This is a genomic window from Achromobacter sp. 1011791174, assembly GCF_059760925.1.
The window spans coordinates 54,476-70,797 of the sequence record NZ_JCBANH010000027.1; the positions used below are offsets into that span (position 1 = coordinate 54,476).

Below are 16,322 nucleotides of genomic sequence, written 5' to 3' on the forward strand. Positions count from 1 at the left end.
ACCGCCGGCGCGGTCAGCGCCGGCGGCCCTCGCGCCGGTCCATCGCCCGCCGCGCCATCCGGTAGCCGGCGTAGACATAGAAGGCACTGCTGTCCAGCACCAGCCAGGCGCCCAGTCCGCAGGACAGCGCCAGCGCCGGCCCCACCGCGCGCATGTCGCCCTGGGTCCAGGCGATCAGGCCCAGCGCGCCGGCGGCCGCCAGACCCAGCGCCAGCCGCCTGAGCAGCACCAGCCCGTAGGCGTGTCCGCCCATGAAGGCCACCACGCCGATGGCCAGGACCAGCGCGGTCGCGGCGCAGGCCAGCACCAGCGCGAAGGCCGCCGCCGCCGCGCCCGCCAGCGGCAGCAGCAGGCTCAGCAGGCCCAGCCCCACGCCCCCCCCGCCCGCCATCGGCCCCACCGCCAGCGCCAGCGGCGACCACATGCCCGGCGGCGCGCGATGCGCGTCCATCTCGGCGACGAAGCGATGCATCGCCGTCGACTCCCTGGACCCGGCGCCGTCCAGCTCCGCCTCCAGCCGGCGGCACTGCGCGATCAGCGCATTCAGGCCACGGCGGGACGCGGGCATGTCAGGACCTCGCCGCGCCCGGCGCGTGTTCGGCCACCGTGGCGCGCAGGGCCGCCATCGCCTCCTGCACCGCCGCCGGCCGGAAGGCGTCCTCACGCCAGTACATCGCCACCGAGCCGAAGCCCGACAGGCGCACCGGCAGGATGCGCATGGCCCGCAGCTCCGAGAAGCGCAGCGCGGCGCGGTGCGAGGCCACGCCGATCATGTCGCTGTTGTTGAGCAGCGTGAGATTGATGGTCACCGAATTGGATTCCACGTGGTCGGCTGGCGCGACCTGGCCGGCGGCGGCCAGCGCGGCGTCCAGCGCATTGCGGATGGGCGTGCCCCTGGGCCACAGGATCCAGCGGTACGACAGCAGCTGCGGCCAGTCCGGCTGCGCGACGGCGAACAGCGGATGGCGCGGCCGCGCCACCAGGTGGATGGGTTCCAGATAGAGCGCCTCGTAGCGGATGGCGGGATCGTGATGCTCGGGCGCCGAGCGCCCCACCACGATGTCCAGCCCGCCTTGCGCCAGTTGCTCCAGCAGCCGGTCGGTGGTGCCTTCGACCAGTTTCACGCGCGCCTGCGGCATGCGCTCGAGCAGCTTCATCACCGCCAGCGGCACCGTGTCGGACGCCGACGCGCCCGAGGCGCCGATCACCACCCGCCCGCCGCCGCCCTCGCGCAGCGCGGCCATGTCCTCGCCGGCGCGGTCGAGCTGAGCCTCGACGCGGCGCGCGTGGGCGATCAGCACGTCGCCATGCGGCGTGGGCCGCAGCCCGCGCGCGTGCCGCTCGAACAGCGGCAGGCCGATATCGTCTTCCAGATCCTTCAGCCACTTCGACAGGCCGGGCTGCGTGGTATTGAGCATGGCCGCCGAATGGCTGATGTTGCGGGTCTGGTCCAGGCTGAGCAGCATCTTCAGGTTGCGCAGGCGCAACCGGTGGGTCCAGTCCATGCAAGCCCCTTGCTTGTCTCTGAGGTATATATTTCTTCGTATGGATAATAAGATAATTTCATTTCAAAACACATAGCTGCCTGCGCATAATCATCTCCACCATCCGGACCGCGCCCCGCCGCGACGGTCCCGAGCAGAAGCCGGCTTGAACCGGCTCGCCCAGGAGACAAGCATGCAGGACAGCCACACCGCCGGCGCGGATCGCGCCGCCTATTACGCGCGCATCGCCAAGAAGCACATGGCCCCGCTATGGGAGTCGCTGCACAACCTGGTGCCGCGCGAGCCCGCGCCGCGCTGCGTGCCCGCCATCTGGAAGTACGAGGACGTGCGCGCCGACGTCATGGCCTCCGGCGCGCTGATCAGCGCCGAGGAAGCCGTGCGCCGCGTGCTGATCCTGGAGAACCCCGGCCTGCCCGGCCAGGCCAGCATCACGCAAAGCCTGTACGCCGGCCTGCAGCTGATCCTGCCCGGCGAGATCGCGCCCAGCCACCGCCACACCCAATCCGCGCTGCGCTTCATCGTCGAGGGATGCGGCGCCTACACGGCGGTCAATGGCGAGCGCACCACCATGCGCCCCGGCGACTTCATCATCACCCCGTCCTGGACCTGGCATGACCACGGCAACGCCGACAGCGCCGACGGCGGCGAGCCGGTGGTCTGGCTGGACGGCCTGGACATCCCGCTGCTGCGCTTCCTGGACGCGGGCTTTGCCGAGAACTACCCCTCGGCCACCCAGCCCGTCACCCGCCCCGAGGGCGACAGCATGGCGCGCTACGGCCACAACATGGCGCCGGTGCGCCACCAGGCGACGGGCGGCACCTCGCCGATCTTCAACTACCCGTATGAGCGCAGCCGCGAGGCGCTGGACCAGCTCTACCGCCACGGCGAGCTGGACCCCTGGGACGGCGTCAAGCTGCGCTACCTGAACCCTGCCACGGGCGGCTATCCCATGCCCACCATGGCCACCTTCATGCAGCTCCTGCCCGCCGGCTTCCAGGGCAAGACCAGCCGCTGCACCGACTCCACCGTCTACTGCGTGGTGGAGGGCCGCGGCACGGCCCGCATCGGCGAGCAGGAATTCCATTTCGGCCCGCGCGACGTATTCGTGGCGCCGTCCTGGCAGCCGCTGCAGCTGGCGGCGCTGGAAGACGCCACGCTATTCAGCTATTCCGACCGCCCGGTGCAGGCCGCGCTGGGCGTCTGGCGCGAAGCGCGCGCCGACTGAACGCGCGGCGCCCGCGCGCCTTTCCGTTTTCCGACAGTCCCGCATCAGAAGGGTGATCCATGTCTTTCGTCTTTGCCCCCGCCGCGCCCGTCGCGGTGCCCGTGGCCGGCAGCGCCGACCGCTATCCCGTGCGCCGCGTCTATTGCGTGGGCCGCAACTACGCCGCCCATGCCCGCGAGATGGGCTTCGACCCGGACCGCGAACCGCCCTTCTTCTTCTGCAAGCCGGCCGATGCCGTGGTGCCGGTGGCCGAAGGCGAGACGCTGTCGCTGCCCTACCCGCCCGAGACCGCCAACCTGCACTATGAAATCGAGCTGGTCGCCGCCATTGGCAAGGGCGGCGCGAACATCGCCGTGGAAAACGCGCTGGACCATGTCTGGGGCTATGCCGTGGGCCTGGACATGACGCGCCGCGACCTGCAGATGAAGATGCGCGAGGCCGGCCGCCCCTGGGAGCTGGGCAAGGCCTTCGACCAGAGCGCGCCGATCGGCCCGCTGCGCCCCGCCGCCGCGCTGCCCGACATCGCCCGCGCCGGCATCTGGCTGCAGGTCAACGGCCGCGACAAGCAGCGCAGCGACATCGGCAAGCTCATCTGGTCGGTGGCCGAGACCGTGGCCTACCTGTCGAAGTACTTCCGTCTGGAAGCCGGCGACCTGATCTATACCGGCACCCCCGAAGGCGTGGGCCCGGTGGTGCGCGGCGACCTCATGACCGGCGGCGTAGACGGCCTGGGCACGCTCAGCGTGCGCATAGCCTGAGACCTTCCGCGAAGAGCCGCCCATGCAACTGCACAACTTCTTCAACAGCTCCACCTCGTACCGCGTGCGCATCGCGCTGGCGCTCAAGGGACTGTCCTACGAATACCTGCCGGTGAACCTGCGCAAACAGGAACAGCGCGCCGCCGGATATGTGGCGCTGAACCCGTCCGCCGGCGTGCCGCTGCTGATCGACGGCGACACGCAGCTGTCGCAGTCGCTGGCCATCATCGACTACCTGGACGCCACCCATCCCGAGCCGCGCCTGCTGCCCACGGATGCGCTGGCGCGGGCGCGCGTGCTGGAACTGTCGCTGGCCATCGCCTGCGACATCCATCCCGTCAACAACATGCGCATCCTGCGCTACCTGCAGGACGTGCTGGGCGCCAGTGACGCGCAGAAGAACGACTGGTATCGCCACTGGATCGCCGAAGGCATGTCCGCCGTCGAGACGCTGCTGCAGCGCCACGGCCAAGGCGCCTATTGCTTCGGCGACGCGCCCACGCTGGCCGACTGCTGCCTGGTGCCCCAGGTGGCCAACGCGCAGCGCATGGGCTGCGATCTGACGCCATACGCCCATGTCATGCGCGTCCATGAGCACTGCGTCGCCCAGCCCGCCTTCCAGCGGGCCGCGCCCGCCCAGCAGCCCGACTACATCCAATAGCCACAGCAGGAAACCATGCAAGAACCCGATACCCAAGGCCGTCCGCTGCGCGAGTACCTGGACCCGGACTACCGGCCCCTGTGCGCCACGCTGGCCGACGTGCGCGCCAACATCGACCGGCTGGACGACCAGATCGTCAAGCTGATAGCCGAGCGCGCCATGTACGTGAAGGACGCCGCCCGCTTCAAGCGCGACGCCTACCAGGTCAGCGCCCCGGCGCGCCAGGCCGAGGTCTTTGAAAAGGCGCGCCGCCTGGCCGAGCGCCACAACCAGGGCTTCGCCAATCTGGAGCAGGTGGTCGACGCCGCCTACCGCGCCATGGTGGCGGCCTTCATCGCCAATGAACAGACCTACTTCGATGCCATGAAGGACGCGGGAGACAACCATGCATAAGCCCTTGACCCTGGCCGCAAGCGCCGTCGCGCTGGCCCTCGCCGCGCTGGCGCCGCTGGCCGCCGCCCAGGCCCAGGCCTGGCCCAGCCAGCCGCTCAAGGCGCTGGTGCCGTTCGGCCCCGGCTCCAGCCCGGACCAGGTGGCGCGCATCGTCACCGAGAAAGCGGGCGCGCTGCTCGGCCAGAGCATCGTGGTCGAGAACAAGCCCGGCGCCAGCGGCAACATCGGCACCTATGCCATCGCCAATGCCAAGCCCGACGGCTACACCTTCGGCGTGTCCATCACCGGCCCGCTGGTGAACAACACGCTGCTGTTCGACAAGCTGCCCTATGCGCCCGCCACCGACCTGGCGCCGCTGACGCTGGCGGTGCACCAGCCCAACGTGCTGGTGGTGCCGGCCGGTTCCGGCATCGCCAACGTCGGCCAGCTGCTGGACGCGCTGAAGAAGAACCCGGACAAGTACAACTTCCCCTCGACCGGCACGGGCACCGTGTCCCACCTGGCGGTGGAACTGCTGCTGCAGCAGATCGGCGCGCGCGCCACGCATGTGCCCTATCCCTCGTCGCCGGCCGCGCTGACCTCGCTGATGTCGGGCGACACGCAATTCGGCGCGCTGCCGCCCATCGCGGTCATGCCCATGGTCAAGGACGGCAGGCTGAAAGCGCTGGCGGTGACCTCTTCCAAGCGCTCGGCGCTGCTGCCAGAGATTCCCACGCTGGCCGAGGCTGGCGTGCAGGGCATCGAGGGCTCGGCCTGGATCGGCTTCGTCATCTCGTCCAAGGCGCCGGCCGACATCCAGAAGAAACTGTCCGACGCGCTGATCCAGGCGATCCGCGATCCGGAAGTCGCCAAGCGCCTGCAGGCCCAGTTCATGGAGCCGGTGGGCGACACGCCCGCGCAGTTCCGCGCCTACATGGACGACGAGCTGCAACGCTGGAGTCCCATCATCAAGAAACTCGGCATCAAGGGCCAATAGGCGCGCCGGCAAGGAGACACGGATGCACATCACCGAACCCGCCCGCCAGACCCCGCTGCACGGCGAATACGATGTCGTCGTGCTGGGCGGCGGCCCGGCCGGCCTGCTGGCCGCCGCCAGCGCCGCGCGCAACGGCGCCAGCGTGCTGCTGGTCGAGCGCTATGGCTTCCTGGGCGGCATGGGCACGGCGGCCGGCGTGTCGAACTTCTGCGGCCTGCACGCCAACGTGCGCGGCACGATCCGGCAGGTGGTGCACGGCATGACAGATGAGCTGCTGGACCGCATGCGCGCGCTGGACGGGCTGAACGAGCCTCACCTGATCCTGGGCAAGATCCACGCCCAGGCCTACGACATCTCGGCCTTCAAGTGCGCGGCCGACGGCCTGCTGCGGGACAGCGGCGCCGGCGTCCTGTTCCATGCGCTGGCCACCGGCATGGCGCACGGCGCCGATGGCGACGTGGACACGCTATTCCTGGAAACCAAGTCGGGCCGCCGCGCGGTGCGCGGCCGCGTCTTCATCGACTGCTCCGGCGACGCCGACCTGGCGGCCTGGGCCGGCCTGCCCTTTGAAAAGGGCGACGCCCACGGCGGCATGCTCTATCCCACGCTGATGTTCAAGGTCGGCAACGTCGACGGCGCGCGGGCGCAGGAAGCCTGGAAGACCATACCGGCGCTGATGGACGCGGCCGCCGCCAGCGGCGAATTCACCTTCCCGCGCCGGGGCGCCATCGTGCGTCCGCAGAAGCACGACTACGAATGGCGGGTCAACGTGACCCAGCTGGCCGATGCCGATGGCGGCGCGGCCGACGGCACCGACGCCGAATCGCTGTCGGCCGGCGAGCTGGAAGGCCGCCGCCAGATCGTGCAGTACCTGGCCTTCCTGCGCGCCAAGGTGCCGGGCTTCGAGCAGGCCTATGTGCTGGACATCGCGCCGCAACTCGGCATCCGCGAAACCCGGCGCATCGTCGGCGAGTACATGCTGACGCAGGACGACGTGCTGGGCTGCGCCGACTTCGACGACAGCATCGGCGTGAACGGCTGGCCGCTGGAGATGCACATGGCCGGCGACGTGAAATGGCTGTGGCCGCCCATTCCCGAATCGCGCGGCTACAACCAGCTGCCCTACCGCATGATGCTGCCGCGACGCGGCGCCGGCGTGGCGCGCAACGTACTGGTGGCCGGCCGCTGCGCGTCCATGACGCACGAGGGCCAGTCGGCCGCGCGCGTCAGCGGCAGCTGCTTCGCGATGGGCGAGGCCGCCGGCGCCGCGGCGGCGCTGGCGTTGAAGGCCGGCACGCTGCCGGCTGAACTGCCCGTGGCGGTCTTGCAGGCGCGCCTGCGCGAGCAAGGCGCGTTCCCGGGCGGCCAGGACTGAACGGGCAACGCCGCCCTCGGCGGTGGCATGAATCATGACGATGGACACAACGGCGGCAGGGGAACAGGCATGAACACGGCAAGGGCGGACAGCGCCGCGCGACAATCGGTCATCGTGGTGGGCGGCGGCATCGGCGGCCTGGCCGCGGCGCTGGCGCTCACGCGCCAGGGCGTGGAGGTGCAACTGCTGGAACAGGCGTCGCGGATCGGCGAGATCGGCGCGGGCATTCAGCTCGGCCCCAACGCCTTCGCGGCGCTGGACGCACTGGGCGTCGGCCGCGCCGCGCGCGAGCGCGCCGTCTTCACCGACCACATCATCATGATGGACGCGGTCGATGCCCGCGAGGTGGTGCGCATCGATACGGGCGAGGACTTCCGCGCCCGTTTCGGCGGCCCCTACGCCGTCATCCACCGCGCCGACATCCACCTGTCCATCCTGGAAGCCGTGCGACAGGACCCGCTGATCCGCTTCCACACCTCCACCCAGATCGCCGACGTGTCGCAGCAAGGCGGGCGCGCCGAAGTGGTGGACACGCAGGGCCGCCGCTACCAGGCCGATGCCGTGATCGGCGCCGACGGCGTCAAGTCCGTGATCCGCCAGCGGATGGTGGGCGATCCGGTGCGCGTCACCGGCCATGTGGTCTACCGGGCCGTGGTCGAGCGCGACAACATGCCCGAGGAACTGCGCATCAACGCGCCCGTGCTCTGGGCCGGCCCGCACTGCCACCTGGTCCACTATCCGCTGCGCGGCGGCCAGCAATACAACCTGGTCGTCACCTTCCACAGCCGCGAGCAGGAGGAATGGGGCGTGCGCGACGGCAGCAAGGAAGAAGTGCTGTCGTACTTCCAGGACATACACCCGCGCCCGCACCAGATGCTGGACCGGCCCACTTCGTGGAAGCGCTGGGCCACCGCCGACCGCGAGCCGGTCGAGCACTGGGGCCAGGGACGCGTCACGCTGCTGGGCGACGCCGCGCATCCCATGACCCAGTACATGGCGCAAGGCGCCTGCATGGCGCTGGAAGACGCCGTGACGCTGGGCGAGGCCGTGCGCGCCTGCGGCCACGACCTGGAAGCCGCCTTCCGGCGCTACGAGTCGGTCCGCATCCCGCGCAGCGCCCGCGTGGTCTGGTCCACGCGCGAGATGGGCCGGCTGTATCACGCGCGCGGCGTCGAACGCACCGTGCGCAATTCGCTGTGGACCGGCCGCAGCCAGTCCCAGTTCCAGGACGCGTTGCAATGGCTCTACGGCTGGAAAGTGGAGCAATGCCTCGCGGGACCCATCCAGCCATAGAAAAACAGGCACAGGAGGAGACGACATGAAGCACGCATCGACCCGCGGCGCCGTCCGCATTGCCGCAACACCCGCCGCCGGCGCGTCCCGACGCGCCATCCGACGCGTCGCCGCGTCGGCCGTCACGCTGCTGGCGCTGTACGCGCACGCCGCCGGCGCGCAGCAAAAACCCGTGGACATCGGTTTCATCGGCACGCTGTCCACGCCCGCCGGCTATATCGGCGAGGACGAGCGCGACGCCTTCATGCTGGCCGTCCAGGAAGGCGGCGGCAAGCTCGGCGGGGTGCCAGTCAACGTGCGCGTCGAGGATGACGCGCTCAAGCCGGCCAACGCCAAGCAGAGCGCCGACAGGATGGTGCAGAGCGGCGTGCGCCTGTTCACCGGCGTGAACTTCTCGAACGTGCTGGCCGCAGTCGCGCCCGCCGTGCTCAATGCCGGCGGCTTCTACGTCAGCCTGAATGCCGCGCCGTCGAACTACGCCGGCCGCGCCTGCAATCCCAACTATTTCTCGGTGGCGTTCCAGAACGACTCCTACGCCGACACCGCCGGCATGGCCGCCAACGACCTGGGCGCCAGGCGCGTGGTCGTCATGGCGCCCAACTACCAGGCCGGGCGCGACGCCGTGGCCGGTTTCAAGCGCGCCTACAAGGGCGAGATCGTCGAAGAGATCTACACCAAGCTCGATCAATCAGATTTCTCGGTGGAACTGGCGCGCATCCGCTCGCTGGATCCGGACGCGCTGTTCCAGTTCCATCCCGGCGGCGCGGGCATCAACCTGACCAAGCAGTTCGCCAATTCCGGGCTGGCCGGCAAGATCAAGATGATCACGCCGATCTACTCGATGGACGACCGCATGCTGGCCGCCACCGGCAGCGCCGGCAAGGGCTTCTACCTGAGTTCGCTGTGGAGCGCCGACCTGGACAATCCGCAGAACAAGCACTTCGTCGACGCCTTCACCAAGGCCTACAAGCGCGCGCCCACCGCCTACGCGGCCCAGGCCTACGACACGGCCAACCTGATCGGATCCGGCCTGAAGGCGGTCGGCGGCGACATCGCCGGCAAGCCCGACGCATTCCGCGACGCGCTGCGCCGCGCCGACTTCCCCAGCGTGCGCGGCAAGTTCAGGTTCGGCCCCAACCAGCACCCGGTGCAGGACTGGTACCTGCTGCACATCGAGGAAGGCGCGGACGGCAAGCTGGTCTACAAGAACGTCAAGGTGCTGGCGCGCGACCACACCGACGTGCACGCGGCCGAGTGCAAGATGTAGATCGAGGCAGGACAGGCATGGCGGCAGACAAATGCTTGGCGGGGCCGTAGTATTCGGAACCTTCCGCATCGCATAGGACACGACGCCGCCATGCCCATCGCCCGAGCCGACTCCTGGAAGCGCCTGCCGGCGCCCGCCAAGCGCGCCGACCTGCCCTTCGACGCCGTCTACGACGCCGACCAGTACGCGCGCCTGCGCCAGGGCCTGATCCCGCAGGAGATGGAAGACAAGTGGTTCATCTACCTGGAAGACGGCCAGCTGTGCTTTCACCGCAGCTGGACCGGCACTTGGATCTATGCGCTGCGGCTGGAACCGGAAGACGCCGGCTGGCGCGCGGCGGGCGCCTGGGTCAACCGCGACCCCGACCAATACGGCTGCACCAACCTGGACGTGGACCACCAGCAACTGGCTCGGCTGATCAACGGCCTGCTGGCCGCCCCTCTCGCCGACGAGGACGACTGAACCGGCGTACCAACATCAAGACGGCGAAATGAAAACGGCCCGGCGCTTGAGACGCCGGGCCGTGGATGCTTCTTGCCGTATCAGTTCAGGGTGGCGCCCGAGATCTTGACGATCTCCTGGCACTTGGCCTTTTCATTCTTGACGAACCCGGCGAAGGCTTCCGGCGTCATCGGGCTCGCTTCCGAACCCATGGTCAACAGGCGCTGCTTGACGTCGTCCTGCTTCGTCTCGTCGGCATGGGATTCAACCATCCATCCTCCTCCCAATGCGCGGACGAGCTGAACGACAGTGCGCGCCTGTTCTCCGCGCAGACGCGACGCGGCAAGCTGGTGGCTCAGGAAAGAACGCTCGGCGTCGATAACATCCAACTGGCTGATATGTCCCTCGCGATACTGGAGCCGCGCGAGTTCAGTTGTCCGTTGGGCAGCAGCCCTTGCAGCCTCCTGCGCCACAGCCCGTGTTTTCAGGAACCGAACGCCTGCAAGGCCATCCTCCACTTCGCGAAAGGCAGTCAGCACCGTCTGCCGATAGATGGCCACGTCTTCCTCATACTGCGCGAGACTATAGTCCAACTGAGCGCGTCTGGCGCCGCCATCGAAAAGCGGCAACGACAACGCTCCTCCCACCAACGGTCCAAGCAGGAAGGTTCGGCTCGACCAATCAAAAATCCGCCCAAGTTCCGCAGACTCGAATCCGCCCGAGGCAGTGAGATCCAGCTTGGGAAAGAAGGCCGCTTTCGCCATTCCGATTCGCGCATTGGCGGCCGCCATTGTGCGTTCCGCTGCCGCGATGTCCGGCCGCCGCTCCAACAGACTTGAAGGCAGGCCGGGAGGAATGGAAACGACGATATTCTCCATCTCCTTGAATGGCGCCGAAAAATCGGCAGGCAGTTTCCCCGTCAATATCGCCAGGGCATTCTCCGCAATCGCGCGCCGGTGGTCGACAGCAAGCGCCTCGCTACGCACACTTTCCAACTCGGTCCGCGCTCTCGAAACATCAAACTCGCTTGCCAGCCCGGCCTCGCGGCGATCGAGCACCAATCGGCATGACTCATCACGCAGCGTCACGACCTTGGCGAATATCGCCCTCTCTGCGTCCAATTCCTGGAGCAGGAAATAGTGCTGCGCGATATCTGCCTGCAGCGTCAAAAGGACCGATGCGTAGAGCGCCTCATCGCGTTGCATATCCGCCCGCGCAGCGTCTGTCGCGCTCGCCAGTCGCCCGAACAAGTCGGCTTCATATGAAATGCCGGCTTCCACGCGCCATTTGGTTCTAAACGGAGTTGCGGCGTCGTGCGCCACATCTTCGGCCACGGGAGATGGCCGCTCTCGTGAAAGCCCGAATCCTGTTCCGATCCGGGGAGAACGCGCGCTTTTCGCTTCCTGCTGCAGCGCCCGGGCCTTATTGAGCCGTGCCCACGCAGACTGAAGAGATGGATTGGCCTGGCGCGCCGCGTCTTGAAGCAAATTCAACGCATGGTCGTCGAACAAGTTCCACCATTCTCCACGCACGGAAGCGTCGGCAGGCTGCGCGTCCTGCCAGGCTCCGACGATTTCCCGCTCCGACAGCGCGTACTTGTATTGCGCAGGGAGCGTCATCTGCGGAACGGCATACTCGGGAGCCACGGAACAAGCGGATAGAAAGGCCATGCCACAGATGGCCGACAGCGTCGCGATCTGTCGATACATTCGTCCGGTCATTGCCGAGTCCTTTACATTCAATGGAGCTTTCTGCCTAGCAAGATCCGGCAGCGCGATATTCATGGCGCGCATGTTCACGACATCACCTCCATATCGCTGAAGCGGCGATCGTTCGTCACAGACGGCGACGCAAGTTGGCGACCAAATCGCGCATAGATGGCGGGAAGCACGAAGAGCGTGAACATCGTCCCGATCAGCAACCCTGTCACCAGCACGGTGGCGATTGCCCGCTGGCTGCCTGCTCCCGCGCCACTGGCAAACATCAGGGGCAGCAACCCGCCAACCATGGCTGCGGTGGTCATCAGAATGGGGCGTATTCTCGTGCGGGCGGCAGCCCGCACCGCATCACCACGAGCGGCGCCAGTACTGCGTTGTTGCGCATTGGCGAATTCCACGATGAGGATGCCGTGCTTTGCTATCAAGCCCACGAGCGTGACCAGGCCGATCTGGGTATAGATGTTCAACGTGCCGAAACCAAAGAACATGGCGGATAGCGCGCCAAAGGCTGCCAGGGGCACTGTCGTCAAAATCAGGAGCGGATCCCTGATGCTTTCGAATTGGGCAGCCAGCACAAGAAAAATAAACGCCAAGGCAAATGCAAAGGTAATCGCAAACCGCCCTTGCTCCTGCAGATATTGACGCGACTCGCCCAGAAAGTCTGATTGCACACCGTCACGCTTCAGCATGTCGGCTTCGGCTTGCAGGAAGCCGACAGCTTGCCCAAGGGTGACGCCCGGATTCGGCACGGCCACCAGCGTTGCACTGTTGAGCTGATTGAACTGCGTCAGCGCGTTTGCCTCGACGCCTTGCTCCAGGCTGACCACGGACGACAACGGAACCATGTCACCCGCCGCGGTGCGTACATGGTATAGCGCCAGCGCGTCCGCGTTGAGACGCAGATGCCGCGGTGCCTGGGGAATAACGTCATAGGCGCGGCCTTGAGCCCCAAAGCGATTGACGTATGCCTCGCCCGTCAAGCGGGACAGCGTGTCTCCTATTTCCTTCATGCTCAAGCCCAGATCATGCGCGCGCGCACGGTCTATGCGAACCAACACTGTCGGCTTGGAAAAAGTCAGGTCCGAGTCCACGAATGCGAAGTATCCGCTAGCTCTTGCCGCAGCTTTTATTTTCTCCATCGAGGCATGGACGCTTTCATGCTTGTCGGGAGAGGACAGGACAAATTGAACCGGGAAGCCCCCCACGGAACCAGGCAAGGGAGCCGGCAGGAAAGCGGTGGCGGCGATGCCTTCAACGGCCGGCAGATTTTCTTGCAAAGCGGTCATGATTTCCTTCGCCGAGCGGTGACGCTCCCTCCAGTGGCTCAACATCACGCCGCCCCAGCCACGATTCAGCGCGCTGCCCACACCCGATACCACGTAGACGATGCCGGATTCCGGAACATCAATCAGAGTTGCCGCCACACGTTTGGCTTCCCCCTCCAGAAATTCCAGATTCGCGGCCTCTGGCGCTTTCATGTCCACAATGACTTCGCCTTGATCTTCCGTCGGTGCAAGCTCCGACTGAAGCCCTCCGAAGAGAATGGGAAGACCGACCAATACGCCCGCGCCAACCATCAGGACTGGTCGCGTGTCGCGCAGCATTTTCCCCAGCAGACGATCATATCGATCCACGATTTTTCCCGTGGCACTTTCAACGGCTTTGCCAAAGCGACTTGTCGCCCCCTCTTGAAGCAACCGGGACGCCGCCATGGGAGAGACGGTAAGGGCGACGATCGCGGATACGACGACGGCCGCAGCCAAGGTGAATGCGAATTCACTGAACAGCGCGCCAGTCAATCCACCCACCAGGCCAAGCGGCGCATAGACGGCCACCAGCGTGGCCGCCATGGTCAGGACAGGAGCGGCAATCTCACGCGCGCCGTGCAGCGCGGCCTCCAGGGGTTTCTCGCCTTCCTCCATTCGTCGATGGACGTTTTCCACAACGACGATTGCATCGTCGACAACCAACCCGATGGCAAGAACCATCGCCAGCAAGGTCAGGAGATTCAAGCTGAAGCCAAGCGCCAGCATGATTGCGCTTGCGCCCAACAGAGACAGCGGAATGCTGAGCATGGGCACAGCCACCGCGCGGAAAGAGCCCAGGAACAGGAAAATGACCAAAACCACTTCCACGCTGGCAAGGACAAGTTTCAGAAGCACATTGTCGATCGCCGCGTCGATGAATACCGTCACGTCATATGGAATGGCCATGCTGGATCCCGCGGGCAAGTCCAACTTGTTCAATACCGCTTTGACGTCACGTGAAATCGCCAGCGGATTCCCGCTGGGCGTTGCCATTACCTCAAGATAGACAGCGGGTTCGCCGTTCATGCTGGCGACCTGATTCCGGTGCTGCGCGCCTATTTCCACAGTTGCCACGTCTTCCAGGCGTATCGGACTCTTTCCGCTCTTGACCACAAGGCGGCGAAACCCCTCCACACCGTTCAAGTTCGTGTCGGCGTGAACATTGCTGACCGTGAATTCCCCCTTGATTTGCCCCGGCGCCGCCTGATAGTTGTTGTCCTCGATGGCGGCCTGGATATCCGACGCACTGATGCCATGTGCGGCCATGCGCAGCGGATCCAGCCAGATTCTCATGGATAGGGATTGCGCGCCCAGGATGTTGACTGCGGCCACGCCATCAATGGTCGTCAGCATCGGGCGCGCAACGCGTGTGAGATAGTCGGTGATGCGAGTCAGGTTTCCGTCCTCGGGACCATCGAATCCCGCATATATAACGCCGATCGCCCCAGGCGCCTGCCGAACGACAACCGGATCGTAAGCATCCTTTGGCAGCAGATAGCGAACCTCGTTCACCTTTGCAAGCACTTCTGTCAGGGCGGTGTCCGAGTTTTCGTTCAGGCGCAGATGGGCGGTGATCGTGCTGCGCCCTTGCTCTGATGACGACGACATGTATTCCACACCTTGCGTGGTCGCGATCGCCTGAGCCAGCGTGGTTGTGACGAAGCCCTGTATCAGCTCCGCGGAAGCGCCGGGATACTCGGTTGTGACATTGACAACGGCACTTTCTATTTTCGGATATTGGCGCATGGGCAGGTTCAATACCGCGCGCAACCCGACAAGCGCGATAAGCAATGCGAACGCACATGTGAAGACAGGACGCCGAATAAAAACGTCGGTAATGGCCATTTTCACTCTCCCTCAGCAGCGGGGAGATCAAGCGCTTCGCCATCTTGACCTTGTATCCGCAGAGTGACGGGCGTGTTGTCTCGCAAGTTTATTTGGCCTGCCACGACGACGAGGTCGCCCGCACGAAGCTCACCAGCCTTAACGGCCACATCGCCTCCATGATTTTCGCCAACCTGAATGGGCATCAGGCGAGCAACGTCGCGGGCCTGGTCTTTGCGAATGACGAATAGCGACTGCCCCGACAAGGAGTGGCTGATGGCAATCGAGGGTACGTGCAACATGGCCTCGCCTTCAGGTAGTTGCACGCGGACGCGTGCAAAAGCGCCCGGCCATAGATGCCGTCGCCCTTCAGCGCTCAGGGTCGCCCTGACAGAAGCTGTGCGATGCGTCGCATCCACCTGCGAATCGATCGACGTGATTCTTCCCTGGACGGTAGGTTGCCCCGTCACCTCGCCAACCAGGGAAATCTGAAGCCCTGGGAAGAGCATGGAGCGATAGCGCTCTGGAACGGCAAAGTCAACATGGAGAGTGTCGAGGTTGGTAAGCGTGGCAATCGGCGTGCCGGCTTCGACGTATTGCCCCAGATTCACTCGCCGGATTCCGAGTTCGCCAGCAAAGGGCGCGCGCACCAGACGCAAGGCGAGCTCGGCTTCTGTCTGCGCAACAAGGGCATTGCTCTCGTCATATGCAGCGACATGCTGCTCATATTCGGCGCGCGACATCGACTGGCCATTCAATCTTTTCGCGCGTTCGAGGCTGAACTGAGCGAGCTGGGCTGTCGCCCGATATCTCTCCAGCTCTTTGATTTTCGCGGCATTGTTGACCTGGAGCAGCGGGGCGCCAGCCTTGACGATTTCGCCACTTTCAAAATGAATCCGGGTCACGCGCCCAGCGGTCTCGGATGCGACAAGCACCTGTTGATCTGCGACCACCGTGCCGACAGCATCAATGGTTTGTTGCGATGCCTTGGCATCTATCCGGCGCACCACCACAGCAACCGCCGCGATTTCGGTGTTCGCTTGCGCCGCTTCGATGGCCGCCCGCTTGCGCAGCGTATCGAACAGAAACAGACCGCCCACTGCGGTGGCGATCATCGTGCCAATCAATACCAGCTTCGCCGGCACTCGACGAACTGGCCTCATGATTTCACCGCGCGGGCGGTATCTGTGATGGCGTCCACATCCCGGCAGACGGGCAGGCATTCACGCTCTTGATGGAAAGGCATGATCCTCGTTTTCAAGTTAGTTAATCTAAATATTCATGAATTCCTCGTGGATTCTAGTTAGCCGAATACATACCAAAAAGCGATATAAAGTAGTCGCTTGATTTAGGAAACCTAAATTCATGACCGTAGAAACTGCGCCACAGGACATGGAATCCTGGCACTTTTCAACCATGCAGACTACGGCCCATGACCGCCGTTGACGTCGTTTGCTTGAAACAGCGTGGCAGCGCCGCGCGCATGATCTGCGAAGACCTTGAGAGGCAGCAGTACCCGTCGCAGACGGCCTGCGAGTCGCCCGTACCAGGCTGATCCCATACTTCAAATACAAACGGG

Annotated in this window: 14 protein-coding genes; 9 read left to right on the forward strand and 5 right to left on the reverse strand. The window is 65.5% G+C overall.

The features are described from left to right. Nucleotides 1-13: 13 nt before the first annotated feature. The gene (locus AC6LJ5_RS12330) at nucleotides 14-568 is read right to left on the reverse strand and encodes a hypothetical protein (protein WP_498140603.1); all 555 of its coding nucleotides are present in this window, start codon (nucleotides 566-568) and stop codon (nucleotides 14-16) included. Between the two features lies 1 nt (nucleotide 569). Next, nucleotides 570-1,505, reverse strand: coding sequence for a LysR substrate-binding domain-containing protein (locus AC6LJ5_RS12335; RefSeq protein WP_498140604.1), 936 nt, complete (start codon nucleotides 1,503-1,505; stop codon nucleotides 570-572). A 172-nt stretch (nucleotides 1,506-1,677) separates the two neighbouring features. Between AC6LJ5_RS12335 and gtdA the strand changes: the two genes are divergently transcribed. The 9 genes from gtdA (at nucleotide 1,678) to AC6LJ5_RS12380 (ending at nucleotide 9,915) form a co-directional block, all read left to right on the forward strand. Then, nucleotides 1,678-2,730 (forward strand): gentisate 1,2-dioxygenase, encoded by a 1,053-nt coding sequence (gene gtdA, locus AC6LJ5_RS12340; RefSeq protein ID WP_498140605.1) that lies wholly within the window; start codon nucleotides 1,678-1,680, stop codon nucleotides 2,728-2,730. Nucleotides 2,731-2,789: 59 nt separating this feature from the next. Then, nucleotides 2,790-3,488 (forward strand): fumarylacetoacetate hydrolase family protein, encoded by a 699-nt coding sequence (locus tag AC6LJ5_RS12345; RefSeq protein ID WP_498140606.1) that lies wholly within the window; start codon nucleotides 2,790-2,792, stop codon nucleotides 3,486-3,488. A gap of 22 nt (nucleotides 3,489-3,510) precedes the next feature. Then, nucleotides 3,511-4,149: a maleylacetoacetate isomerase gene (gene maiA, locus AC6LJ5_RS12350; RefSeq protein ID WP_103272258.1), complete on the forward strand. Its 639-nt coding sequence runs from the start codon at nucleotides 3,511-3,513 to the stop codon at nucleotides 4,147-4,149. Nucleotides 4,150-4,164: 15 nt separating this feature from the next. Next, the gene (locus AC6LJ5_RS12355; RefSeq protein WP_103272257.1) at nucleotides 4,165-4,542 is read left to right on the forward strand and encodes a chorismate mutase; all 378 of its coding nucleotides are present in this window, start codon (nucleotides 4,165-4,167) and stop codon (nucleotides 4,540-4,542) included. Continuing rightward, nucleotides 4,535-5,518, forward strand: coding sequence for a Bug family tripartite tricarboxylate transporter substrate binding protein (locus tag AC6LJ5_RS12360; protein WP_498140607.1), 984 nt, complete (start codon nucleotides 4,535-4,537; stop codon nucleotides 5,516-5,518). Before AC6LJ5_RS12355 ends, AC6LJ5_RS12360 begins: the two co-directional genes overlap by 8 nt. 22 nt (nucleotides 5,519-5,540) lie before the next feature. After that, on the forward strand, nucleotides 5,541-6,893 hold the full coding sequence (locus AC6LJ5_RS12365; RefSeq protein ID WP_498140608.1) for an FAD-dependent oxidoreductase: 1,353 nt from the start codon (nucleotides 5,541-5,543) through the stop codon (nucleotides 6,891-6,893). A gap of 69 nt (nucleotides 6,894-6,962) precedes the next feature. Further along, on the forward strand, nucleotides 6,963-8,186 hold the full coding sequence (locus tag AC6LJ5_RS12370; RefSeq protein WP_498140609.1) for a 3-hydroxybenzoate 6-monooxygenase: 1,224 nt from the start codon (nucleotides 6,963-6,965) through the stop codon (nucleotides 8,184-8,186). Nucleotides 8,187-8,211: 25 nt separating this feature from the next. Then, entirely contained in the window at nucleotides 8,212-9,453 is a 1,242-nt protein-coding gene (locus tag AC6LJ5_RS12375) for an ABC transporter substrate-binding protein (RefSeq protein ID WP_233772694.1), read from the forward strand. 90 nt (nucleotides 9,454-9,543) lie between these two features. Further along, nucleotides 9,544-9,915: a hypothetical protein gene (locus AC6LJ5_RS12380; RefSeq protein ID WP_498140610.1), complete on the forward strand. Its 372-nt coding sequence runs from the start codon at nucleotides 9,544-9,546 to the stop codon at nucleotides 9,913-9,915. A gap of 80 nt (nucleotides 9,916-9,995) precedes the next feature. Here the strand turns inward: AC6LJ5_RS12380 and AC6LJ5_RS12385 are convergent, their stop codons facing one another. From AC6LJ5_RS12385 to AC6LJ5_RS12395, 3 genes are read right to left on the reverse strand one after another with little or no spacing between them, the layout of a single operon-like run. Continuing rightward, nucleotides 9,996-11,687 carry an efflux transporter outer membrane subunit gene (locus tag AC6LJ5_RS12385; protein WP_498140613.1) on the reverse strand — a complete coding sequence of 564 codons (1,692 nt, stop codon included), beginning with the start codon at nucleotides 11,685-11,687 and terminating at the stop codon, nucleotides 9,996-9,998. 2 nt (nucleotides 11,688-11,689) lie between these two features. After that, nucleotides 11,690-14,764: an efflux RND transporter permease subunit gene (locus AC6LJ5_RS12390; RefSeq protein WP_498140611.1), complete on the reverse strand. Its 3,075-nt coding sequence runs from the start codon at nucleotides 14,762-14,764 to the stop codon at nucleotides 11,690-11,692. 2 nt (nucleotides 14,765-14,766) lie between these two features. Beyond that, the gene (locus tag AC6LJ5_RS12395) at nucleotides 14,767-15,966 is read right to left on the reverse strand and encodes an efflux RND transporter periplasmic adaptor subunit (RefSeq protein ID WP_103272250.1); all 1,200 of its coding nucleotides are present in this window, start codon (nucleotides 15,964-15,966) and stop codon (nucleotides 14,767-14,769) included. Between the last annotated feature and the right edge of the window lie 356 nt (nucleotides 15,967-16,322).